Raw genomic sequence first — 21,085 nt, 5'->3', positions numbered from 1 at the left:
AGAAACGGTCGCAAGGCGTGGGGGGGCGTTGCAGAACCCGCGGTCGAGCCAAGAAAGACAGCCGATCCGCTTCCCGCACAGAGATCCTGGGGCGCGCACGCGTCACACCTTCGCGGTTGCGGCGTGGGCCCTGCCGGGCCATGACCAAGGCATGAGCGACTCCGCCGTCATCAGCGATCCGACCCGCGGCGACGACGTCCCGACGTCGCGGGCGCCGCAGTTGAAGCTGGACAAGGCGCTGATGGCGTCGCCGCAGCGGTTCTTCAATCGCGAACTGTCGTGGCTGGCCTTCAATGCGCGCGTGCTGGAAGAGGCGGCGAACCCGGACCATCCGCTGCTGGAGCGGCTGAGGTTCCTGTCGATCTCGGCGAACAATCTGGACGAATTCTACATGACGCGCGTCGCCGGCCTGAAGGGCCAGGTGCGCGAGCGGGTGCGGATCGTCTCACCCGACGGCCTGACGCCCGCCGAGGCGCTGGAGAAGGTCAACGCCGCCGCCGGTCTTCTGATGGCCGAGCAGCAGCGCCGCTGGCGCAAGCTGCGCAAGGAGCTGACCACCGCCGGCATCGAGGTCGTCGACGCGGCCCGAACCACCAAGACCGAACGGGAACGGCTGGAGCCCGAGTTCCTGAACCAGCTGTTCGCCATCCTGACGCCGATGGCGATCGATCCGGCGCACCCCTTCCCTTTCCTGCCCAACCTGGGCTTCTCGCTGGCGCTGAAACTGCGGCGCAAGGCGGACAACCGTCAGCTCTATGCCCTGGTGCCGGTGCCCACCCAGGTGAAGCGGTTCTGGCCGCTGGCCACCGACGGCCGGTCCACGCCGGGCAAGAAGCGTTACGTCACGCTGGAAAGCCTGCTGACCCTGTTCATCGATCATCTGTTTCCCGGCTGCGAGGTGCTGGAGCGTGGGGTGTTCCGCCTGATCCGAGACAGCGACATCGAGATCGAGGAGGAGGCCGAGGATCTGGTCATGGAGTTCGAGGAGGCGCTGAAGCAACGCCGCCTGGGCTCGGTGGTGCGCATCAAGATCGAGGCGTCGATGCCCGAGGATCTGCGCACCTTCATCATCGGCGAGTTGGAGGCCGAACCCGAAGACGTCGTCCTTATCGACGGGATGCTGGGCCTGGCCCAGCTGTCGGACCTGATCCCGACCGGCCATCCGGACCTGAAGTTCAAGGGCTATGAGCCCCGCTATCCCGAACGGGTTCGCGACCACGGCGGCGACATCTTCGCGGCGATCCGCGAGAAGGACATGCTGATCCACCACCCGTTCGAGAGCTTCGACGTGGTGGTGCAGTTCCTGCGGCAGGCGGCGCGCGACCCGAACGTTCTGGCGATCAAACAGACGCTGTACCGGACGTCCAAGGACAGCCCGATCGTGGCGGCCCTGATCGAGGCGGCGGAGAACGGCAAGAACGTCACCGCCCTGGTCGAGCTGAAGGCGCGGTTCGACGAGGAGGCGAACCTGAAATGGGCCCGGGCGATGGAGCGGGCCGGGGTCCACGTCGTCTTCGGTTTCGTGGAGTACAAGACCCACGCCAAGCTGAGCGCGGTGGTGCGCAAGGAGGGCGAGGGTCTGCGCACCTATTGCCACTTCGGCACCGGCAACTACCACCCGGTGACGGCGCGCATCTACACCGATCTGAGCCTGTTCACCTGCGACCCGGTGCTGGCGCGGGACGCCACGCGGGTGTTCAACTACATCACCGGCTATGCCGCGCCCGACGAGCTGGAGGCGCTGGTCGTCTCTCCGCTGAACATGAAGGCCGAGCTGATCCGCCTGATCGAGGCGGAGATGGCGTCGGCGGCCAAGGGCAAGCCGGCGGCCCTGTGGGCCAAGATGAACTCTTTGGTCGACCCGCAGGTCATCGACGCCCTGTACCGCGCCAGCCAGGCCGGGGTGAGGATCGAGCTGGTGATCCGCGGCATCTGCTGCCTGCGGCCGGGCGTGCCGGGCCTGAGCGAGAACGTGCGGGTCAAATCGATCGTGGGGCGGTTCCTGGAGCACAGCCGGATCGTCGCCTTCGCCAACGGGCGCGACCTGCCGAACGACAAGGCGAAACTGTTCATCTCCTCGGCCGACTGGATGCCGCGCAATCTGGATCGCCGGGTCGAACTGATGACGCCGGTGCGCAATGCGACGGTGCACGATCAGGTGCTGGACCAGATCATGGTCGCCAATCTGAAGGATGACGCCCAGAGCTGGATCCTGGGCGCCGACGGCGTCCATCGCCGGCTGGACGCCATCGATCCGGCGCGGCCCTTCTCGGCGCACAAGTATTTCATGACCAACCCCAGCCTGTCGGGTCGGGGGCGCAAGGTGAAGACCCTGCCGCAGCAGCTGCGCTATGACCGCCCTCGCTGAGGCCGCGCCCGCCCAGGCGGCGGTGATCGACGTCGGCTCCAACTCCGTCCGCATGGTGCTGTATCGGCTGGAGGGTCGGGCCGTCTGGACCGTGTTCAACGAGAAGGTGCTGGCCGGCCTGGGCCGCGACCTGCCGCGCACGGGCCGCCTGTCGGAGGCGGGGGTGGCCGACGCCATGGCCGCGCTGAGGCGGTTCGCGGCGGTGCTGGAGGGCGTGCGCCCCGACCTGACCTTCGTCGCCGCCACGGCGGCGGTGCGGGAGGCCGAGGACGGCCCGGACTTCTGCGAGCGTGTGGCGGCCGAGACGGGTCTGCGCATCCGGGTGCTGACGGGGGAGGAAGAGGCTCGCGCCTCGGCGCTGGGCGTGCTGGCGGGGGCGCCGGACGCCTCCGGCACCGCGGCGGACATGGGCGGGACCAGTCTGGAACTGACCCGCATCGGCGGCGGCATGGTCAGGGGGGGCGTCACCCTGGCGCTGGGCCCCTTCGCCCTGTCGGACGGAAAGCCGTTCGACGCCGAGCGCGTGCGCGCCCTGGTGGCCAAGCGGCTGAAGCCGGCCAAGAGCGCGCACGGCGACAGCCGGCTGCATGCCGTGGGCGGGGCGTGGCGCAGCCTGGCCCAGCTGCACATGGCGATCTCGGACTATCCGTTGAAGGTGGTGCACCAGTACGCCATGAGCGCGGCGGACGCGCGCGAGGTGGCTCGCTTCGCCGCGCGCCAGTCGAAGGCGTCGCTGGAGAAATCGCCCGGCATCAGCCGACGCCGGGCCGAAACCCTGCCCTATGCGGCCCTGGTTCTGGAGGGCCTGATCGACCAGCTCGGGTTCGAGGAGATCAGCTTCTCGGCTTGGGGCGTGCGCGAGGGCCTGCTGTTCGAGGCCCTGGGCGAGAAGACTCTGGCGGCCGATCCCCTGCTGGCCGGCACCGAAGCGCTGGGCGCCCGTCAGGGCGTTTCGCCGGGACTGCCGGGCGCGGTGGCCGGCTGGATCGCCGCGCTGACCCGGGATCTGCCCCCCGCCTTCGACGCGGAGCGGGACGCCGTCTTGACCCGCGCCGCCTGCAATCTGTGCGACCTCGGCGCGCGCCTGCATCCCGATCACCGGGTCGAACTGGCCTTCGACCAAGTGCTGAGGGCGTCGATCCCCGGCCAGACCCACGTCGAGCGGGCCTTCCTGGCCACCGCGATCTGCGCGCGATACGGCGGCGGGGCGGCGACGCCGGAGCCGGAGACGATCGCGCGGCTGCTGAGCGACGAGCGACGCGGACGCGCGCGGGCGCTTGGCCTGGCCATCCGCCTGGCCTGCGACCTGTCGGGACGGTCGCCGCAGCTGCTGGCGAACGCCGCCGTGACGATCGAGGACGGCGCCTTGCGCTTGTCTGCGACGCCGACCTATGCCGACATGCTGCTGGGCGAACAGACGCGACGGCGGGCCAGATCCCTGGCCGAGGCGCTGGGCGCCGAACTGGTCATCGAGGGAGGCGGGTGATGGCGGTCACGGGAATCGGGGGGTTCTTCTTTCGGTCGAAAGATTCGAAGGCCCTGGCGGAATGGTATCTGACGCATCTGGGCGTCGGCGCGCCGGAGGGGGTCTGGATCTGGCCGCAACAGGCGGGCCCGACCGTGTTCCAGCCCTTCAAGCAGGACAGCGACTATTTCGCCGCCGACAAGGCGTACATGCTGAACCTGAGGGTCGACGACCTGGACGGCCTGATCGCCTCGCTCAAGGCGGCGGGGATCGAGGTCATCCAAAAAGCCGAGTGGGACACGATGCCGGAAGTCGGCCGCTTCGCCCGCATCCACGATCCGGAAGGCAATCCGATCGAGCTGTGGGAGCCGGCGAAGGCGCCCGCCTAGCCCTCGATCTCCACCACCTCGACGCGGGGGCCGTTCAGCACCAGGGCGATCTCGCCGCGCTTGAGCTTCAGCGCGTCGTCGCCGAACAACTGGCGGCGCCAGCCGTGCAGAGCCTCGACGTCCGCCTCGTCGTCGACGGCGATCTTCTCAAGGTCGGCGACCGTGGCGATGAGCTTGGACGCCACGCCGGCGTTGTCGCTCTTGGCCTTCAGCAGAACCTTCAGCAACTCGACCACCGACGGCGGCGCGGGGTCGTTGCGGCCGGGACGTTGCACCTCCGGCGCATGGGCCTCCGGATCGGCGAGGACCCGCTTCAGGTCTTCGATCAGTTCCTGACCCAGACGAGAGCCGCCGAAGCCCTTGGGCACGGAGCGCAGGCGGTTGAAGGCGTCCGCGTCGGTCGGGGCCTGGGTGGCGATCTCGTCGATGGCCTCGTCTTTCAGAATGCGGCCGCGCGGCTGATCTCGCTCCTGCGCCGCGCGCTCGCGCCAGGTGGCTGTGGCCACGAAGGCGACCAGATACTTGGCCGACCACTTTTTCGGCTTCAGACGCTTCCACGCCAGCTCGGGCGTGGTGTCGTAGAGCTTGGGATCGGTGAGGTCCTCCATCTCGGACATGACCCAGTCCAGACGACCGTCACGCTGCAGCCGGTCCCGCAGCTTGGGATACAGCGCCGCCAGATGGGTGACGTCGCCCAGGGCATAGACCAGCTGGGCCTCCGACAACGGGCGCCGCGCCCAGTCGGTGAAGCGGCTGCCCTTGTCCACCTCCTTGCGGATCATCTGGCGGACCAGGGCCTCATACGACACCTGATCGCCGAAGCCGGCGGCCATGGCGGCCACCTGGGTGTCGAACATGGGCCTGGGCATGGCCCCCAGGCGCACGAAGATCTCCACATCCTGACGGGCGGCGTGGAAGACCTTGAGGATCTTCTCGTCCCGCAGCAGCTTCAGGAAGGGCTCGAGGTCCAGACCGTCGGCCAGCGGGTCGATGATGGCGGCGTCCGTCGGCGAGGCGGCCTGGATCAGGCACAGCTTCGGCCAGTAGGTCGTCTCCCGCATGAACTCGGTGTCGACGGTGATGAAGGGCTGGTCCGACAGCTTGGCGCAGAAGTCGCGCAGGGCCTCGGTGGTGGTGATCGGCGTCATTCGGATGCTATAGCCCCGCCCGCGCCCCGTGTGGCAAGAGCCGCCGCACAAGTCCGCCAACCGATTCAGGCCCGTGACCCATGAGCGACACCCCGAATTCCGTCCGCAACGGGCTGACCTACGCCGACGCCGGCGTGGACATCGACGCGGGCGAGCGGCTGGTGGACGCGATCAAGCCGCTGGCAAAATCGACCGCGCGGCCGGGGTCGGAGCCGTCGCTGGGCGGGTTCGGTGCCCTGTTCGACCTGAAGGCGGCGGGCTTCACCGATCCGCTGATCGTCACCACCACCGACGGCGTCGGCACCAAGTTGAAGATCGCCATCGAGACGGGGCGGCATGACGGCGTCGGGATCGACCTGGTCGCCATGTGCGTCAACGACCTGCTGGCCCAGGGCGCGGAGCCGCTGCTGTTCCTGGACTACTACGCGACCGGCAAGCTGGACGTGGACGCCGCGCGCCGCGTGGTGGCGGGCATCGCCGAGGGCTGCCGCCGGGCGGGCTGCGCCCTGGTGGGCGGCGAGACGGCGGAGATGCCGGGCATGTATTCCGGCGGCGACTATGACCTGGCGGGCTTCTCGCTGGGCGCACTGGAGCGGGGGCACGCCCTGCCCCGCTTCGATCTGCAGAACACCGGCGACGTGATCGTCGGCCTGGCCTCGTCGGGCCCGCACTCCAACGGCTATTCCCTGATCCGACGGGTGATCGAGGCGGCGGGCCTGACCTGGGGCGACGACGCGCCGTTCGACCGTGACCGCACCCTGGCGCAGGCCCTGATGGAGCCGACGCGCATCTATGTGAAGTCGGTCCTGCCGCTGATGAAGGCCGGCTGGGTCAAGGGCGCGGCGCACATCACCGGCGGCGGCCTGATCGAGAACCCGCAGCGGGGCATCGCCGATCATCTGAAGCCGGTGTTCGACTGGGAGGCCTGGCCGATGCCGCCGGTGTTCCGCTGGCTGGCCGAGGCAGGCGGGATCGAGGCGCACGAGATGCGCCGCACGTTCAACTGCGGCGTCGGCTTCGTCCTCATCGTCGGGCCGGAGCACGTGGAGGACGTGCTGTCCGGCTTGCTGGAGGCCGGGGAAACCGCTTTCGTGTGCGGACGTCTGGACGCCGCCTGAATTCGAGGAGTTCCGCATGCGCGCTCTCGCCCTGGGATTGACCCTCATGCTGCTGGGCGGAGGCGCGGCCGTCGCGCAGACCCCGGCCGCGACCGAGCAGCCCTTCCTGCATGAGTTGGCGATCCAGGTCCGCCCGGAGCGCATGCGCGAGGACATCGAGGCCATGGTCGGCTTCGGTACGCGTCACACGATGTCGGAGACGCAGTCCGAAACGCGCGGCATCGGGGCCGCCCGTCGCTGGTCCGCCCGGCGCTTCGAGGCCATATCCGCCGACTGCGGCGGCTGCCTGGAGATCGTGACGCCGTCGGACACCGTCACCAATCAGCGGATCACAACGCCGACCGAGGTGGTCAACGTCGTCGCCATCCAGCGGGGCACGGGCGATCCGAACCGGGTGATCATCATCTCGGGTCATCTGGATTCGCGAGTCAGCGACGTGATGGACTTCACCTCCGACGCGCCGGGCGCCAACGACGACGCCTCGGGCGTGGCGACGGTGTTCGAGGCGGCGCGCGTGCTGTCGAAGCACGAGTTCGACGCGACCATCGTCTACGCGGTCCTGTCGGGCGAGGAGCAGGGTCTGCTGGGCGGCAAGATCCTGGCCGACTACGCCAAGGCCGAGGGCTGGTTCGTAGAGGCCAACCTGAACAACGACATCGTGGGCAACTCCGAAGGCTCCAACGGCGTGCGCGACACCACGCGGGTGCGCGTCTTCTCGGAAGGCACCAAGACGGTCGAGACGGAGCAGCAGGCCGCCCAGCGCCGCTACAACGGCGGCGAGGTCGACTCCTCTTCGCGTAACCTGTCGCGGTTCGTGGACGGCATCGCCGACCGCTATGTGGCGAACTTCGACGTGGAGATGATCTATCGCACCGACCGCTATGGGCGCGGCGGCGACCAGGTCGAGATGCTGCGCGCCGGATTCCCGGCCGTGCGGATTTCCGAGGGCGCCGAACACTATGACCGCCAGCATCAGGATCTGCGCGTCGAGAACGGCATTCACTACGGCGACGTGATCGAGGGCGTGGACTTCGACTATCTCGGCCAGGTGGCGCGGCTGAACATCGTGTCGCTGGCGGCGCTGGCCAAAGCCCCGAGCCCCCCGACGGGCGTGACCATCACCGGCGCCGTGCGGCCGGACACGACCGTGCGCTGGCAGGCCGTGCCGGGCGCGGCGGGCTATCGCGTCTGGTGGCGCTCGACCACCGCGCCGCAGTGGACCCACAGCCGCGCCTTCGGCCCCGAAGCGACCGAGGCGGTGCTGCGTGGGATCGTGATCGACGACTGGTTCTTCGGCGTTTCGGCCATTTCGGCCGACGGCTATGAGAGCCCGGTCGTCTTCCCCGGCCCCGCCGGCGACTTCCGCGCGCCCGCGCCGGCCGCCGCGCCGGCCCAGTGAGCTTGCCGCCCGTCCGCGTCGCCGTCCTGACGTCAGGCACGGGCGACAACATGGCCGCCCTGATCGCGGCGTCGCGGCCGGCCGACGCGCCTTTCAAAGCCGCAGTCGTCGTCTGCAACGTGCCGGCTGCGCCTTCGCTGGGCCGTGCCCGGGATCTCGGCGTCGAGGCGGTCGCGATCGACCACCGCCCATTCGGCAAGGATCGGGAGGCGCATGAACGCGCCGTGCACGCCGTGCTCCTGGATCGGCAGATCGAGGTCGTGGCCCTCGCCGGCTACATGCGCATCCTGACGCCCTGGCTGGTCGGCCAGTGGGAGGGGCGGATGCTGAACGTCCACCCCAGCCTGCTGCCCGACCATCCCGGCCTGAACACACACGCCCGTGCGCTGGAGGCCGGCGACGTCGAGGCCGGTTGCACGGTGCATCTGGTCACCGCGGGCGTGGACGAAGGGCCGATCCTTGGTCAGGCCCGCGTGCCCGTCTTGCCGGTCGACACGGCCGACGCGCTGGCCGCGCGGGTCAAGGTGGAGGAGCTGAAGCTCTATCCCGACGTGCTCGCCCGCTTCTGCCGCGACCTGCGGCGTTCATGAAAAAGGCCCCGGGGTCGCCGGGGCCTCGTTCAGTCGATCATCGGCAGATCAGCCGACGATCTGGTCGTCGGTGAAGAACTGGGCGATCTCGATCTGCGCGTTCTCCAGCGAGTCCGAGCCGTGGACCGAGTTCTCGCCGACGCTTTCGGCGTAGAGCTTGCGGATGGTGCCCTCGTCGGCGTTGGCCGGGTTGGTGGCGCCCATCACTTCGCGATAGCGGGCGACGGCGTTCTCGCCTTCCAGCACTTGAACCACGACCGGGGCCGAGGTCATGAACTCCACCAGCTCGCCGTAGAACGGGCGCTCGGCGTGGACTTCGTAGAATTTCTTCGCCTGATCATCGGTCATCCGGATGCGGCGCTGGGCGACGATGCGCAGGCCGGCGTCCTCGATCACGGCGTTGACCTTGCCGGTCAGGTTGCGACGCGTGGCGTCGGGCTTGATGATCGAGAAGGTGCGTTCGGTCATGGGGCGACTTCTTGTGTGGGAGTTTGAAGGTCGCGGGCTTATAGACGCGCCCTCCCCGGCTTCCAACCCTCACGCTTTCGCATGTTGCAGATCAAGAACCTCACTCTGAACGCCTGGGGCCGCTCGTTCCTCGACGACGCCTCGGTCAGCCTGCCGCCGGGGGCCAAGGTCGGGCTGGTCGGACGCAACGGCATCGGCAAGTCGACCCTGTTCAAGGTGATCCTGGGCGAGCTGGTCGCCGGCGGCGACGAGGTGTCGTTGCCCAAGACGGCGCGCATCGGCTCGGTGGATCAGGAGCATCCGGCCACGCCGGTCAGCGTGCTGGAGACCATCCTGGAAGCCGACGTGGAGCGGCATGAGCTGCTGAGCCGGCTGGAGACCGCCGAGCCCGAGGAAATGGGCGAGATATGGTCCCGCCTGATCGAGATCGACGCCGACGCCGCTCCCGCCCGCGCCAGCGAAATTCTGGTCGGTCTGGGCTTCAGTCAGGAAGACCTGCACCGGCCGATGTCGCACTTCTCCGGCGGCTGGCGCATGCGCGTGGCGCTGGCGGCGGCCCTGTTCGCCGAGCCGGACATGCTGCTGCTGGACGAACCGACCAACTATCTCGATCTGGAAGGCGCGCTGTGGCTGGAGGCGCGGCTGAAGAAGTACCCGGCGACCGCGCTGATCATCAGCCACGACCGCGAGATGCTGAACGAGGTCTGCACCCACATCCTGCACCTCTCGAACCGCAAGCTGGACCTCTACACCGGCAACTACGACACCTTCGAAAAGACCCGCGCCGAGAAGCTGCGGCTGATGGAGGCGACGAAGTCGAAGCAGGAAGCCGAACGCGCGCACCTGCAGAAGTTCATCGACCGGTTCAAGGCCAAGGCGTCCAAGGCCACCCAGGCCCAATCGCGGGTCAAGAAGCTGGAGAAGATGGAGCGGATCGAGCTGCCGCCCGAGGAGCGCGTGGCCCCGTTCATCCTGCCCTCGCCGCCGCGCCCCCTGCCCCCGCCGCTGATCCGGCTGGAGCGGGCCTATGTCGGCTATGAGCCGGGCAAGCCGATCCTGAAGAACCTGAACCTGCGGATGGATCTGGACGACCGGATCGGCCTGCTGGGCGTCAACGGCGCGGGCAAGTCGACCTTCGCCAAGCTGATCGCCAAGGCTCTGAACATCGAGACCGGCGAGTTCCATCGCGACGGCAAGATGCGCGTCGGCTGGTTCCACCAGCACCAGATCGAAGCGATGGACCCGACCGACACGCCGCTGGAGATCATCCGGCGCGCCATGCCGGAGGCGTCGGAAAGCTCGCGCCGCTCGCGTCTGGCCCAGTTCGGCCTGCCGTTCGAGAAGCAGGAGACCAAGGTCGCAGCTCTGTCCGGTGGCGAACGGGCGCGCCTGCTGCTGAACCTGGTCGCCATGGACGCGCCGCACGTGCTGATCCTCGACGAACCGACCAACCACCTGGACATCGACAGTCGCCGCGCCCTGCTGGACGCGCTGAACGAGTACACCGGCGCGGTCATCCTGGTCACCCACGACCGGTCGCTGATGGAGCTGGTGGCCGACCGGCTGTGGCTGGCGGCGGACGGCACGGTGAAGCCGTTCGAAGGCGACATGGACGACTACGCCAAGTTCGTGCTCGACCGCGCGAAACAGGCCGGCATGAAGCCGTCGCAGGTGAAGCATGAACCTGAGGTCGTCGCGGCCAGTTCTCCCTCGCCCAAAGGGGTGAAGAAGAAGGGCGGGCCTTCGCCGTCGACCCTTCGGCATGCGGTCAAGAAGGCGGAGGAGCGCGTCGCCGCCCTGACCGCCGAGCTGGCCCGCATCGACGACGAACTGGCGAATGCGGCGGTGTCGAACCCCAAGGCGCTGGAAGGCCTGACCCGGGCCCGGACGAAGGCGCAGGCCGATCTGGACGCCGCGGAGGCCGCCTGGCTTGAGGCCGAGGAAGCGCTGGCGGAGGTCGCATGAAGACGCCCATCGCGCTGACGCCGGAGGAGCGCCGCGCCGCCGCCGCCCGCCTGCGCGCCCTTCTGGCCGACCAGCTGGACGTCGAGATCGGCGGGCTGGAGGCCGAGGCCCTGCTGGACGGGCTGGCGATGGAGGTCGGAGCGGTCTTCTACAACCGCGCCCTGGCCGACGCCCGCGCGGTGGTCGCGGCCAAGGCGGAGGACATCGACGACGCCCTGCACGCGCTGGACCGCGACAGCGGTCTGCGCTGAGCCCTCACGTCAGCGAATCGTGCCGCTGACCCGCTCGCCCCGGCGCAGGATGGTGATCTCGGCGCCGCGCTGAACGTCGTTCAACTGCGACGCGGCGGTGACGGCTCTACCATTGATCTCGACCACCACGTCGCCGGTCTGCAGGCCGACCCGCTGGCGGGCGTAGCTGCCGCGCGCCACGGCGCCCACGATCACGCCGCGGGTGGTCGGATCGACCCCCAACCGGTCGGCGACGGCCGGGTTGAGCGCCAGAACCTGGGCGCCGGTCAGGGCGCCGGACTGGATCACCGCGGCGGCCTCCAGGCCGGCGTCGCCGGGCAGGCGCTCCACGCGCGCCGTGACCGTCTGCTCGCGCCCGCCGCGCAGCAGACCGACGCGAACCGTGTCGCCCGGCGCGTTGGCGCCCACGCGGAAGTTCAGCCCGCCCTGATCGTCCACCGCCGCGCCGTCGATCGAGACGATGACGTCGCCCTCGCGGATGCCGGCGTCGTCGCCGGGACCGCCGTCCCACACGCGCGTGACCACCAGACCGCGCGGTCGGTCCAGCCCCAGTTCTCTGGCGCGCTCGCTGGTCACGGCCTCGCCCGACACGCCCAGCCAGGGCCGCACGACGGCGCTTTCGCCGCCGAGCGCCGCGGACACCACCTGCTGCACCATGGTGGCCGGCACGGCGAAGCCGACGCCCGACGACGAGCCGGAACGCGAGAAGATGGCCGTGTTGATGCCGATCAGGTCGCCGTCCATGTCGACCAGGGCCCCGCCCGAGTTGCCGGGATTGATGGCCGCGTCGGTCTGGATGAAGGAGCCGCTGTCGCTGATGCCCGTCTCGGTGCGGTTCAGGGCCGAGATGATGCCGTTGGTGACCGTCTGGCCGACGCCGAAGGGATTGCCGATGGCCAGCACCAGGTCGCCGACCTGCTGGTCCTCGCCGGCGTCGATCCGCAGCACCGGCAGCTGGTCGCTCACGCCTTCCAGCTGCAGCACCGCGATGTCGGACCGGGCGTCCGCCAACAGCACCCGCGCCGGAAACTCGCGCCGGTCGGCCAGGGACACGCGGATGTCGCTCATGCCCTCGATGACGTGGGTGTTGGTCACCACGATGCCGTCGGCGCGCACGATGACGCCGGAGCCGACCGAGCCCGTCGGCTGGCTGTAGAACTGGCCCCAAAAGGGGTCGCGCACGGTCTGCACGCCCTGGGCGGCGATGTTGACCACGGCGGGGGCCGTCGCCTGAACCACGGGGGCGAAGCTGGCCTTCACCACCCCGGCGTCGCGCGGGACGACGCGCTCCTCAGCCTGTCCGAAGGTGGCGTCCTGGGCCTTTCCCTGATCCGGGGAGCCGCAGGCGGACAGCAGAAGCGCGCCGGTCAGGAGGATGTGCCTGAGGGTCATTCGGGGTCTCGCAAGCTGGGCCATGGCCGCATCTCGCCGATGCTTTTCGGCACGATCAAGGCGTCCGCGGCGTCAAACGGCCGCGCCCGGCGGCGCGTTCCGGCGGGCGGGCGCGACGTTGCGGAAGTTTAACACCCACGCCGGGAATCCCGTGCCACTGTCGCGCCCATGAGCGCCGTGATCGAAACCCGAGGCCTGTCGAAACACTATGGCGCCGTGCGCGCCCTGGACGGGCTGGACCTGACCATTCCGCGAGGGGGCGTCTATGGCGTGCTGGGGCCGAACGGGGCCGGCAAGTCGACGCTGTTCCGCATCCTGCTGGGCCTGATCCGGCCGACGGACGGATCGGCGACCGTGATGGGCGGGCCGATCGGCCAGATCGCCACCATGCGCCGCAGCGGCTCCATGATCGAGACGCCGCGGTTTCCGCCCTTCCTGACGGCGCGCCAGGTGCTGGGATGGCTGGCGACCGCGCACGGGCTGAACGGCGACCCGGGCCGGATCGACGGCTGGCTGGAGCGCGTGGGCCTGACCGAGGCGGCGAACCGCAAGGTGCGGGGCTTCTCCGTCGGCATGATGCAGCGCCTCGGCGTGGCCGCGGCGCTGATGACCGAGCCGGAGCTGGTCATCCTGGACGAGCCGACCAGCGGCATGGATCCGCCCGGCATCCAGGAGATGCGCCAGCTTATCCGATCCCTGGCGACCGACGACGGCCTGACGGTCGTGCTGGCCAGCCACCAATTGCTGGAGGTCCAACGCGTCTGCGACCGTGTCGCCATTCTCAACAAGGGTCGACTGGTGCTGGAAGGCGCGGTCAGCGAGCTGACCGGCTCGGGCGAACGGCTGCGGCTGAAGCTGCGCACCCAGGCGGCGGCGCTGGACCTGCTGGGCCAGAAGGGGTCGGCCGAGGGCGAGGACGCCGTCATGGCCGCCGTGACCCGAGCCGAGGCCCCCGCCCTGCTCAAGGCCCTGATCGAACGTGGCGTCGAGATCGAGGAGGCCCGCTGGGTGGGCGCCGACCTGGAGAGCATCTTCTTCACCGAAACCGGCGCCGTGCAGGCCCAGGAGGCGATCCATGCTGGCTGACGCCTTCCGCGCCGAGACCTATCGGCTGATGCGCAACCGAACCGTGCTGTTCTGGTCGGTCTTGTTCGTGCCGCTGATCGGCGTCGTCTTCGGCGCCGTCGGCAACGCCGTGCTGAAGGCGAACGCCGAAAAGCTGGCGGGCGAAGAGATGCCGCCGGAGCTGATGATCGCCATGGCCGGCGGTCCGATGAACCTGGCCGCCGAACTGGTGTCCGCGGCCGGCAACGTGGCCAATCCCGTGGCCCTGCTGTTCCTGCTTATCGGCGCGGCGACCCTGTACACCGGCGACTACCGCTGGGAGACGTGGCGGCTGATCAGCGCCCGCAACGGCCGCGTGCCTCTGGTCGCCGGCAAGGTGCTGACCTTCGCCCTGCTGGCCCTGGTCGCCATGCTGGTGCTGGTCGCGGGAGCCCTGATCGAGAAGTCGATCTCGGCCGGCTTCTTCTCGCGCCCGATCACCTTCGACGCCGGCGAGGGCCGGTTGGTCGACGCCCTGGCTCTGTTCGGCCTGTCGGGGCTGCGCATCCTGCAGGTGACTATGCTGGGTCTGCTGGCGGGCGTCGTGGGACGCTCGCTGCTGGCCGGCTTGTTCGTGCCCGTTGTCGTCAGCATTCTGCAGGCTCTGTCGCCTTTCGCCCTGATGGGCATGGGCATCGCCAACGACAGCTGGCTGACCTTCCTCGTCAATCCCGGCCAGGGCTACGACGTCATCGCCGCGGCCGTGCGTGGAGGCCCGGACGCGCCGACGGCCGATCTTGTCGTGCGCGGCTGGACCAGCCTGCTGGGCTGGACGATCCTGCCGCTGGCAGGTGCGCTGGCATGGTTTCGGCGACAAGACCTGTCGAAGGAATAGGACGATGCGATCCTTCCGCCTGCTGGTCGCCGGATGCCTGGCCCCGCTCATGGCCCTCGCCGGGACGGCGGCGGCGCAGGACCGACCGACAGAACCGGAGGCGACGCGCGTGGACGACATCATCGTCCGCGGCGAGCCTTTGCATGACCAGGTCGGCGCCTTCGTCGACGACGTGATCGAGCCGCCGCGCGGGCGGGGGATCGCTCGTTGGAGCGACCGGGGCGGCGTCTGTGTGGGCATCGTGAACCTGAGACCCGAAGCGGCGCAGGCCATGGCCGACCGGGTGTCGGAGATCGCGGACGGTGTGGGGCTGCCGATCGGTGAGCCCGGGTGCAGCCCGAACATCCTGATCATCGCCACCGACGACGCCGGAACCCTGGCGAGGGGGCTGGTCGATCGCAGCCCCAACGCCTTCCGCCCGGATTACGCCGGCGCCGCAGGGACCGTGCGGGATCTCAGGGCTTTCACGGAGTCGGATCGCGCCGTCCGCTGGTGGCATGTGATGATGCCGGTGCATGAGGACTCCGGCGCACCGGCCGTGCGTTTGCCCGGCTATGAAAACGCCCCGATGATTTCCAGGATGGCCGGGCGTCTCAGCACCCCCGTCCGCAACGTCATGATGCGCGCCTACGTCATCGTGGACGTGGACCAGATCGAAGACCTGACCTTCCGCCAGCTCAGCGACTACGTCGCCATGGTGGCCTTCGCCCAGATCGATCCGGACGTCGACGTCGCCAACTTCGGCACCATCCTGAACGTCGTCGATGATCCGACCGTGGCGCAGGAGATGACCGAGTGGGATCACGCCTTTCTGGCGGCCCTCTATGGCACCGAGCTGCGTCAGAGCAGTCCCAACGCCCAAGCCGGCGCCGTCGCCGCGCTGATGTACCGCGACCGGCGCCGGGCGGCCGAGGACGAAGCCGAAGCCGAAGCCCCCGAGTGACGCCCAAGAAGAAGGGGCGACCAGGTCGCCCCGGCCGCCCCTTCAAGCTTTCAGCGTCGCCCGTGACGGGCGGCGATCACTCCTCGCCGTCGTCGTACGACTGAACCGGACCGGAGTCCTGACCCTTGGCGTCCACGTCGCGGTCGACGAACTCGATCACGGCCATGGCGGCGTTGTCGCCGTGGCGGAAGCCCGCCTTCATGATGCGGATGTAGCCGCCGTTCCGCTCCGTGTAGCGCGGGGCGATGGTGTCGAACAGCTTGCCGACCTGGGTCACGTCGCGGACCTGGCTGATGGCCTGACGACGGGCGTGCAGGTCGCCCTTCTTGCCGAGCGTGACCAGCTTCTCGACGAAGGGACGCAGTTCCTTCGCCTTGGGCAGGGTCGTCGTGATCTGCTCGTGCTTGATCAGCGAGGCGGCCATGTTGGCGAACATGGCCTGGCGGTGGCTGGTCGTGCGACCGAGCTTGCGATGGGCGGCGCCGTGGCGCATCGGGGTCTCTCCTACTCCGTGCCTGGTTTCCCCTGAGGGACCTTGGCCCGTATTCTTCTAACCGCCCCGACATTCTCCCTGCGGGAGACGGGCGGAGGGTTGAACTCAGATCTGGTCGTCGAACTTCTTGGCCAGGTCTTCGATGTTTTCCGGCGGCCAGTTCGGCACGTCCATGCCGAGGCTGAGGCCCATGGTCGCCAGCACTTCCTTGATCTCGTTCAGAGACTTGCGGCCGAAGTTCGGGGTGCGAAGCATCTCACCCTCGGTCTTCTGGATCAGGTCGCCGATGTAGACGATGTTGTCGTTCTTCAGGCAGTTGGCCGAACGGACCGACAGCTCCAGCTCGTCCACCTTCTTCAGCAGAGCCGGGTTGAACGGCAGGTCGGGCTTGCCTTCCGACAGGGCCTCGGCCTTCTTCGGCTCGTCGAAGGTGATGAAGATCTGCAGCTGGTCCTGGAGGATGCGCGAGGCGTAGGCCACGGCGTCGACCGGCGAGACGGCGCCGTTCGTTTCGACTTCCATGATCAGCTTGTCATAGTCCAGCGACTGACCCTGGCGGGTCGGCTCGACGCGATAGGCGACCTTCTTGACCGGCGAGTACAGGGCGTCGACGGCGATCAGGCCGATCGGCGCGTCTTCCGGACGGTTCTTTTCGGAGGCGACGTAGCCTTTGCCGTTCTGGACGGTCAGTTCCATGCGCACAGTCGCGCCGTCGTCCAGCGTGCAGATGACGTGATCGGGATTCAGCACCTCGATGTCGGCCGGCACGTCGATCTGGCCGGCGGTCACCGGGCCGGGGCCCGTGGCGCGGAGGGTCATGCGCTTGGGCCCTTCGGCGTGCATGCGCAGGGCCAGCTGCTTGATGTTCAGAACGATGTCGACAACGTCCTCGCGCACGCCTTCCAGCGACGAGAACTCGTGCACCACGCCGTCAATCTGAATGGCGGTGACGGCCGCGCCCTGCAGCGAGGACAGCAGCACGCGCCGCAGGGCGTTGCCGAGCGTCACGCCGAAGCCACGCTCGAGGGGTTCGGCCACCAGGCGCGCCTTGCGTTGGGCGTCGGCGCCCAGCTCGATCTGCGGCTTCTCGGGACGGATCAGCTCTTGCCAGTTACGTTCGATCATAGGTGTCCCTAACGAGTGTCGCCGGTCCCCCTAAACCTCGTCAGGTGAGGCGGGACCGGCGGAAAAGAAATGCGGCGGTCGTCGTCGGCGGCGGCGCTTAGACGCGGCGACGCTTGGGCGGACGGCAACCGTTGTGCGGCATCGGGGTGACGTCGCGGATGGTGGTGATGGTCATGCCGACGGCCTGCAGCGCGCGCAGCGCCGACTCGCGGCCCGAGCCGGGGCCCGAGACGTTCACCTCCAGCGTCTTGACGCCATGCTCGGCGGCCTTCTTGCCCGCGTCCTCGGCGGCCATCTGCGCGGCGTAGGGGGTCGACTTGCGCGACCCCTTGAAGCCCATGTGCCCGGCCGACGACCAGGAGATGGCGTTCCCCTGCGCGTCGGTGATGGTCACCATGGTGTTGTTGAAGCTGGCGTTCACGTGGGCGACGCCCGACGTGATGTTCTTGCGCTCGCGCTTTTTGACGCGACCCGGTTCCTTGGCCATCAGCTGGTTCTCTTACTTCTTCTTGCCGGCGATCGGCTTGGCGGGACCCTTGCGGGTGCGGGCGTTGGTGTGGGTGCGCTGGCCGCGGACCGGCAGGCCCTTGCGGTGACGCAGACCGCGATAGCAGGCCAGGTCCATCAGGCGCTTGATGTTCATCGACGTCTCGCGACGCAGGTCGCCCTCGACGGTGTAGTCGCGGTCGATGGTCTCGCGGATCTGCAGAACCTCGGCGTCGGTCAGCTGATTGACGCGACGGGCGTCTTCGATGCCCACCTTGCCGGTGATGTCCTTGGCGGCGGCCGGGCCGATGCCGTGGATGTACTGCAGCGCGATCATGACGCGCTTGTTGGTCGGAATGTTGACGCCAGCGATACGGGCCACGAAGATCTCCAGATACGCGCAAACCGGACGCAACAAACGCTCCGGTCAACAGACCTGGAGCGTTGGCGCCCTTCGCGGAAGGGCGCTCTTATAGACGTGATTCAGCGCGCGTCAACCGTCCGGCAAGACTTGGCGGGCAGGAAGGTTCCCAAGGGCCGCTCCGATCACCTGCCGGGCCGGCCGAACTCCACGATCACCGTGATGTCGCCCACCACCTCGCGGCCGTCGCGGACGTAGGGGGTGAAGCGATAATGGCGCGTCGCCACCGCCACGCCGGCGGCCCCGAACCCTTGCCCCACGGGCGTCTCGGACGTCACGCGACAGCCGTCCAGCCGTGTGTCCGGCTGGACCTGACACGTGACCACGGCCCGGCCTGACCGGCCGCGCGCCGCCGGCGGATGCAGGGCCCGCAGTTCGGCCAGTGTGGCCTGACGGATGGGGCGCGCCCTGATCGTGCCCGAGCCGGGGCCCGTCCCCGCACCCGTGCCGCCGCCCTGCCCCGTACCCTCGCCGCCCTGTCCCTGCCCCGGCGTCGGGCCGGGATTGGGCGAGACGCCGACGACGGTCTCCGGCGGCTCAGGGGCGGGTTCAGGCGGAGCGACGACCTCCGGCTGCGGCGGCGGGGTTCGGGCCGGCCGCACGACCGAAGGCGCAGCCGGCGCGCCGCCGCCCACTTCGACGGCCGGTTGGGGAGGCGGCGGAGGCGGGGGCGGAGGCGGCGGACGCAGCAGGGTGATCTGGAACGGCGGCGACGGCAGCGGCGGCAGCGGGGTGGGCGCCGTGCGCGCCACGACCGCCAGCACGGCCGCGTGCGCTGCGATCACGGCGGCATAGATCGCCGGCTTGCGCCAGCGCGGGGACGAACGCGGGATCCGGACTCCGGTCATATGCCTGTTTTGCCACATCCGCGCTTAACGCACGAAAGGCCGAACGGTCAGGCTTCGTTCAGGCGTCGAGCGCGGCGTCCATGGCGCCGGCGACCTGATCGATCGAGCCCATGCCGTCGATTTCGGTCAGCAGGCCCTTGGCTTCGTAATAGGGCAGCAAAGGCGCGGTGTTGCGGTTGTAGACCGCCAGCCGGTCCTTGAAGGTCTCCGGATTGTCGTCCGGCCGGCCCTGATCCTCGAACCGCTTGGTGATCCGCGCGGTCAGAGCCGCGTCGTCGACCTTCAGCCGCACCACCCGGTGAATGCGCGCGCCGCGTTTGGCGAGCATGAAATCCAGGGCCTTCGCCTGGGCCACTGTGCGGGGGAAGCCGTCGAAGATCGCGCCGCCCGCGGCCTCGGCTTCGGGCAGACGGTCCTCGATCAGGGCGATGACGATCTCGTCGGTGACGAGGTCGCCGCGCGCCAGCACGTCCTTGACCTTAAGCCCCAGGTCGGAGCCCGAGGCGATGGCGGCGCGCAGCATGTCGCCGGTCGACAGCTGGACCATGCCACGCGTCTCGACCAGGCGCTTGGCCTGGGTGCCCTTGCCCGCGGCGGGGGGGCCGAACAGGATCAGGTTCATTGCGTCAGCCCCTCCCCGAAGCGCTCGGGCTCAAGTAGCGCGAAGCGCGTTGGCCCACCAAAAAGTCAGCGCCGGACCGGTGCGGGTGAGCCCCGGCCGCCGCGGCCGCGCAGTTTGGCCTTCTTGATCAGGCCCTCATACTGATGCGCCAGCAGGTGCGACTGGATCTGCGAGACCGTGTCCATCGTCACGGAGACCACGATCAGGATCGAGGTGCCGCCGAAGTAGACGGCGTTGCCCATCCCCGCCACCAGGAACTCGGGCACGAGGCAGACCAGGGTGATGTAGGCCGCGCCGATCACCGTCAGACGGGTCAGGACGTAGTCCAGATACTCCGCCGTCCGCTTGCCCGGACGGATGCCCGGCAAGAAGCCGCCGTACTTGCGCAGGTTCTCGGCCGTGTCCTCCGGGTTGAAGGTGATCGACGTGTAGAAGAAGCAGAAGAAGATGATCAGGCCGGCGTACAGCACCATGAACAGCGGCTGGCCGTTCTGGAGCTGAGCCGTCAGGGTCGGCAGCCAAGACGAGATCCAGGTCGGCAGGTCGGCGTTGGCCGTCATCTGCGCCACCGTGGCCGGCAGCAGCAGCAACGACGAGGCGAAGATGGCCGGGATGACGCCGGCGGTGTTCACCTTCAGCGGCAGAAAGCTGCGCTCCCCGCCCGCCATGCGGTTGCCTTCCTGACGCTTGGGATACTGGATCAGCAGACGGCGCTGGGCCCGCTCCATGAAGACGATGAAGACGACGGTGGCGATCGCCAAGGCGCCGATCAACAGCAGGACGAAGGCCGACAGCTGGCCCTGCTGGGCCAAGCCCAGCAGGCGCGCCGTCGTGGACGGCAACACCGCCACGATGCCGGCGAAGATGATCAGCGAAATGCCGTTGCCGACGCCGCGCGCGGTGACCTGCTCGCCCAGCCACATCAGGAACATGGTGCCGCCCGTCAGGACGGTGACCGTCGAGATGATGAAGAACAGGCCGGGCTGATCGACCAGACCCGGCTGGGCGTTCAGGCCCACGGCGATGCCGAACGACTGCATCAGGGCCAGGGCCACGGTCAGATACCGGGTGTACTGGTTCAGCTGCTTGCGGCCCGCCTCGCCGCCTTCCTTGCGCAGCTTCTCCCACGGGCCGTACACGGCGGCCATCAGCTGCACGATGATCGACGCCGAGATGTACGGCATCACGTTCAGGGCGAAGACGGCCATCCGCTCCACCGCGCCGCCCGAGAACATGTTGAACATGTCCAGGATGCCGCGCTGACCGTCGGGGTCGGCGAAGAACTGCAGGAAGGCCGCGGAGTTGATCCCCGGGATCGGCACGAAGGTGCCGATGCGGTAGACCAGCAGGGCCATCAGCGTGAAGAGCAGCCGCTTGTGAAGCTCGGTCGCCCTGGCGAACGAGCCCATGTTCATGTTGGCTGCGAGTTGTTCGGCGGCCGAAGCCATGTGTCGTCACCCCGACTGATCAGAACGCGGCGCATCGGACCCGATGTCGGCGCTTGCGTCCAGATAGGCGAAGGGCGGTCCGTCAGCCAGACCGCCCCGCTCTTTTCGTTACTTGCCGGCCTTCCCGGCGCCTTGGGCGGCGGTGCGCTTGGCGCGGGCCGAGACCTTGTTGGCGTCGCCCTTCGGCGCCTTGGGGGCCGGAGCCTT

At 68.9% G+C, this 21,085-nt stretch carries 21 protein-coding genes; 11 read left to right on the top strand and 10 right to left on the bottom strand.

The features are described from left to right. The first annotated feature begins 151 nt into the window (after window positions 1-151). Genes VGN45_RS00435 through VGN45_RS00425 form a run of 3 tightly spaced genes read left to right on the top strand, consistent with a single transcriptional unit; the run spans window position 152 to window position 4,222 of the window. Window positions 152-2,368 (top strand): RNA degradosome polyphosphate kinase, encoded by a 2,217-nt coding sequence (locus VGN45_RS00435; protein ID WP_327458227.1) that lies wholly within the window; start codon window positions 152-154, stop codon window positions 2,366-2,368. Further along, entirely contained in the window at window positions 2,352-3,854 is a 1,503-nt protein-coding gene (locus VGN45_RS00430; RefSeq protein ID WP_327458226.1) for a Ppx/GppA phosphatase family protein, read from the top strand. Before VGN45_RS00435 ends, VGN45_RS00430 begins: the two co-directional genes overlap by 17 nt. Further along, window positions 3,854-4,222, top strand: coding sequence for a VOC family protein (locus VGN45_RS00425; protein ID WP_327458225.1), 369 nt, complete (start codon window positions 3,854-3,856; stop codon window positions 4,220-4,222). The genes VGN45_RS00430 and VGN45_RS00425 overlap by 1 nt, the downstream gene beginning before the upstream one ends. On the opposite strand, the gene rnd is transcribed toward VGN45_RS00425, so the two are convergent. Further along, window positions 4,219-5,370, bottom strand: coding sequence for a ribonuclease D (rnd, locus tag VGN45_RS00420; RefSeq protein WP_414643369.1), 1,152 nt, complete (start codon window positions 5,368-5,370; stop codon window positions 4,219-4,221). The genes VGN45_RS00425 and rnd overlap by 4 nt on opposite strands. A gap of 80 nt (window positions 5,371-5,450) precedes the next feature. Here rnd and purM point away from each other — a divergent pair, with 80 nt between their 5' ends. The 3 genes from purM to purN are packed head-to-tail and all read left to right on the top strand — an operon-like array spanning window position 5,451 to window position 8,477. After that, a complete protein-coding gene (gene purM, locus VGN45_RS00415; protein WP_327458224.1) occupies window positions 5,451-6,488 on the top strand; it encodes a phosphoribosylformylglycinamidine cyclo-ligase in 1,038 nt (345 codons plus the stop codon). Window positions 6,489-6,504: 16 nt separating this feature from the next. Beyond that, the gene (locus tag VGN45_RS00410; protein ID WP_327458223.1) at window positions 6,505-7,887 is read left to right on the top strand and encodes a M28 family metallopeptidase; all 1,383 of its coding nucleotides are present in this window, start codon (window positions 6,505-6,507) and stop codon (window positions 7,885-7,887) included. Next, window positions 7,884-8,477, top strand: coding sequence for a phosphoribosylglycinamide formyltransferase (gene purN, locus VGN45_RS00405; RefSeq protein WP_327458222.1), 594 nt, complete (start codon window positions 7,884-7,886; stop codon window positions 8,475-8,477). The genes VGN45_RS00410 and purN overlap by 4 nt, the downstream gene beginning before the upstream one ends. A 48-nt stretch (window positions 8,478-8,525) precedes the next feature. On the opposite strand, the gene ndk is transcribed toward purN, so the two are convergent. Beyond that, window positions 8,526-8,945, bottom strand: coding sequence for a nucleoside-diphosphate kinase (gene ndk / locus VGN45_RS00400; protein WP_327458221.1), 420 nt, complete (start codon window positions 8,943-8,945; stop codon window positions 8,526-8,528). Between the two features lie 81 nt (window positions 8,946-9,026). Here ndk and VGN45_RS00395 point away from each other — a divergent pair, with 81 nt between their 5' ends. Next, entirely contained in the window at window positions 9,027-10,910 is a 1,884-nt protein-coding gene (locus VGN45_RS00395; protein WP_327458220.1) for an ABC-F family ATP-binding cassette domain-containing protein, read from the top strand. Then, window positions 10,907-11,161, top strand: a complete 255-nt coding sequence (locus tag VGN45_RS00390) for a DUF2164 domain-containing protein (protein WP_327458219.1) — start codon at window positions 10,907-10,909, stop codon at window positions 11,159-11,161. The genes VGN45_RS00395 and VGN45_RS00390 overlap by 4 nt, the downstream gene beginning before the upstream one ends. Before the next feature lie 9 nt (window positions 11,162-11,170). On the opposite strand, the gene VGN45_RS00385 is transcribed toward VGN45_RS00390, so the two are convergent. Then, complete coding sequence (locus VGN45_RS00385; RefSeq protein WP_327458218.1) at window positions 11,171-12,553, bottom strand: trypsin-like peptidase domain-containing protein; 1,383 nt, start codon at window positions 12,551-12,553, stop codon at window positions 11,171-11,173. Window positions 12,554-12,721: 168 nt separating this feature from the next. Between VGN45_RS00385 and VGN45_RS00380 the strand changes: the two genes are divergently transcribed. Genes VGN45_RS00380 through VGN45_RS00370 form a run of 3 tightly spaced genes read left to right on the top strand, consistent with a single transcriptional unit; the run spans window position 12,722 to window position 15,435 of the window. Continuing rightward, window positions 12,722-13,639, top strand: coding sequence for an ABC transporter ATP-binding protein (locus VGN45_RS00380; RefSeq protein WP_327458217.1), 918 nt, complete (start codon window positions 12,722-12,724; stop codon window positions 13,637-13,639). Then, entirely contained in the window at window positions 13,629-14,492 is an 864-nt protein-coding gene (locus VGN45_RS00375; RefSeq protein WP_327458216.1) for a hypothetical protein, read from the top strand. The genes VGN45_RS00380 and VGN45_RS00375 overlap by 11 nt, the downstream gene beginning before the upstream one ends. Before the next feature lie 4 nt (window positions 14,493-14,496). Then, a complete protein-coding gene (locus VGN45_RS00370; RefSeq protein ID WP_327458215.1) occupies window positions 14,497-15,435 on the top strand; it encodes a hypothetical protein in 939 nt (312 codons plus the stop codon). A gap of 76 nt (window positions 15,436-15,511) precedes the next feature. Here the strand turns inward: VGN45_RS00370 and rplQ are convergent, their stop codons facing one another. The 7 genes from rplQ to secY all read right to left on the bottom strand — a co-directional run bounded on the left by rplQ (window position 15,512) and on the right by secY (window position 20,878). Continuing rightward, complete coding sequence (gene rplQ, locus VGN45_RS00365; protein ID WP_327458214.1) at window positions 15,512-15,928, bottom strand: 50S ribosomal protein L17; 417 nt, start codon at window positions 15,926-15,928, stop codon at window positions 15,512-15,514. Window positions 15,929-16,033: 105 nt separating this feature from the next. Beyond that, window positions 16,034-17,053 carry a DNA-directed RNA polymerase subunit alpha gene (locus VGN45_RS00360; protein WP_327458213.1) on the bottom strand — a complete coding sequence of 340 codons (1,020 nt, stop codon included), beginning with the start codon at window positions 17,051-17,053 and terminating at the stop codon, window positions 16,034-16,036. 97 nt (window positions 17,054-17,150) lie between these two features. Beyond that, window positions 17,151-17,540, bottom strand: coding sequence for a 30S ribosomal protein S11 (gene rpsK, locus VGN45_RS00355; RefSeq protein WP_141626275.1), 390 nt, complete (start codon window positions 17,538-17,540; stop codon window positions 17,151-17,153). A gap of 12 nt (window positions 17,541-17,552) precedes the next feature. Further along, a complete protein-coding gene (rpsM, locus tag VGN45_RS00350; RefSeq protein ID WP_327458212.1) occupies window positions 17,553-17,921 on the bottom strand; it encodes a 30S ribosomal protein S13 in 369 nt (122 codons plus the stop codon). A gap of 164 nt (window positions 17,922-18,085) precedes the next feature. Further along, a complete protein-coding gene (locus VGN45_RS00345; RefSeq protein WP_327458211.1) occupies window positions 18,086-18,808 on the bottom strand; it encodes an energy transducer TonB in 723 nt (240 codons plus the stop codon). Window positions 18,809-18,866: 58 nt separating this feature from the next. Continuing rightward, on the bottom strand, window positions 18,867-19,430 hold the full coding sequence (locus VGN45_RS00340) for an adenylate kinase (RefSeq protein ID WP_327458210.1): 564 nt from the start codon (window positions 19,428-19,430) through the stop codon (window positions 18,867-18,869). Window positions 19,431-19,495: 65 nt separating this feature from the next. Beyond that, window positions 19,496-20,878: a preprotein translocase subunit SecY gene (gene secY, locus VGN45_RS00335; protein ID WP_327458209.1), complete on the bottom strand. Its 1,383-nt coding sequence runs from the start codon at window positions 20,876-20,878 to the stop codon at window positions 19,496-19,498. Between the last annotated feature and the right edge of the window lie 207 nt (window positions 20,879-21,085).

It is taken from the genome of Brevundimonas sp. (genome assembly GCF_035999125.1).
Taxonomy (GTDB): domain Bacteria; phylum Pseudomonadota; class Alphaproteobacteria; order Caulobacterales; family Caulobacteraceae; genus Brevundimonas.
This window is presented reverse-complemented; position numbering and strand designations above follow the sequence as displayed.

Excerpts from the sequence above, each read along its gene's own strand:
- VGN45_RS00435 (WP_327458227.1), top strand. The coding sequence starts at position 152 with ATGAGCGACTCCGCCGTCATCAGCGATCCGACCCGCGGCGACGACGTC.
- VGN45_RS00430 (WP_327458226.1), top strand. The coding sequence starts at position 2,352 with ATGACCGCCCTCGCTGAGGCCGCGCCCGCCCAGGCGGCGGTGATCGAC.
- VGN45_RS00425 (WP_327458225.1), top strand. The coding sequence starts at position 3,854 with ATGGCGGTCACGGGAATCGGGGGGTTCTTCTTTCGGTCGAAAGATTCG.
- rnd (WP_414643369.1), bottom strand. The coding sequence starts at position 5,370 with ATGACGCCGATCACCACCACCGAGGCCCTGCGCGACTTCTGCGCCAAG.
- purM (WP_327458224.1), top strand. The coding sequence starts at position 5,451 with ATGAGCGACACCCCGAATTCCGTCCGCAACGGGCTGACCTACGCCGAC.
- VGN45_RS00410 (WP_327458223.1), top strand. The coding sequence starts at position 6,505 with ATGCGCGCTCTCGCCCTGGGATTGACCCTCATGCTGCTGGGCGGAGGC.
- ndk (WP_327458221.1), bottom strand. The coding sequence starts at position 8,945 with ATGACCGAACGCACCTTCTCGATCATCAAGCCCGACGCCACGCGTCGC.
- VGN45_RS00395 (WP_327458220.1), top strand. The coding sequence starts at position 9,027 with ATGTTGCAGATCAAGAACCTCACTCTGAACGCCTGGGGCCGCTCGTTC.
- VGN45_RS00390 (WP_327458219.1), top strand. The coding sequence starts at position 10,907 with ATGAAGACGCCCATCGCGCTGACGCCGGAGGAGCGCCGCGCCGCCGCC.
- VGN45_RS00385 (WP_327458218.1), bottom strand. The coding sequence starts at position 12,553 with ATGACCCTCAGGCACATCCTCCTGACCGGCGCGCTTCTGCTGTCCGCC.
- VGN45_RS00380 (WP_327458217.1), top strand. The coding sequence starts at position 12,722 with ATGAGCGCCGTGATCGAAACCCGAGGCCTGTCGAAACACTATGGCGCC.
- VGN45_RS00375 (WP_327458216.1), top strand. The coding sequence starts at position 13,629 with ATGCTGGCTGACGCCTTCCGCGCCGAGACCTATCGGCTGATGCGCAAC.
- VGN45_RS00370 (WP_327458215.1), top strand. The coding sequence starts at position 14,497 with ATGCGATCCTTCCGCCTGCTGGTCGCCGGATGCCTGGCCCCGCTCATG.
- rplQ (WP_327458214.1), bottom strand. The coding sequence starts at position 15,928 with ATGCGCCACGGCGCCGCCCATCGCAAGCTCGGTCGCACGACCAGCCAC.
- VGN45_RS00360 (WP_327458213.1), bottom strand. The coding sequence starts at position 17,053 with ATGATCGAACGTAACTGGCAAGAGCTGATCCGTCCCGAGAAGCCGCAG.
- rpsK (WP_141626275.1), bottom strand. The coding sequence starts at position 17,540 with ATGGCCAAGGAACCGGGTCGCGTCAAAAAGCGCGAGCGCAAGAACATC.
- VGN45_RS00345 (WP_327458211.1), bottom strand. The coding sequence starts at position 18,808 with ATGACCGGAGTCCGGATCCCGCGTTCGTCCCCGCGCTGGCGCAAGCCG.
- VGN45_RS00340 (WP_327458210.1), bottom strand. The coding sequence starts at position 19,430 with ATGAACCTGATCCTGTTCGGCCCCCCCGCCGCGGGCAAGGGCACCCAG.
- secY (WP_327458209.1), bottom strand. The coding sequence starts at position 20,878 with ATGGCTTCGGCCGCCGAACAACTCGCAGCCAACATGAACATGGGCTCG.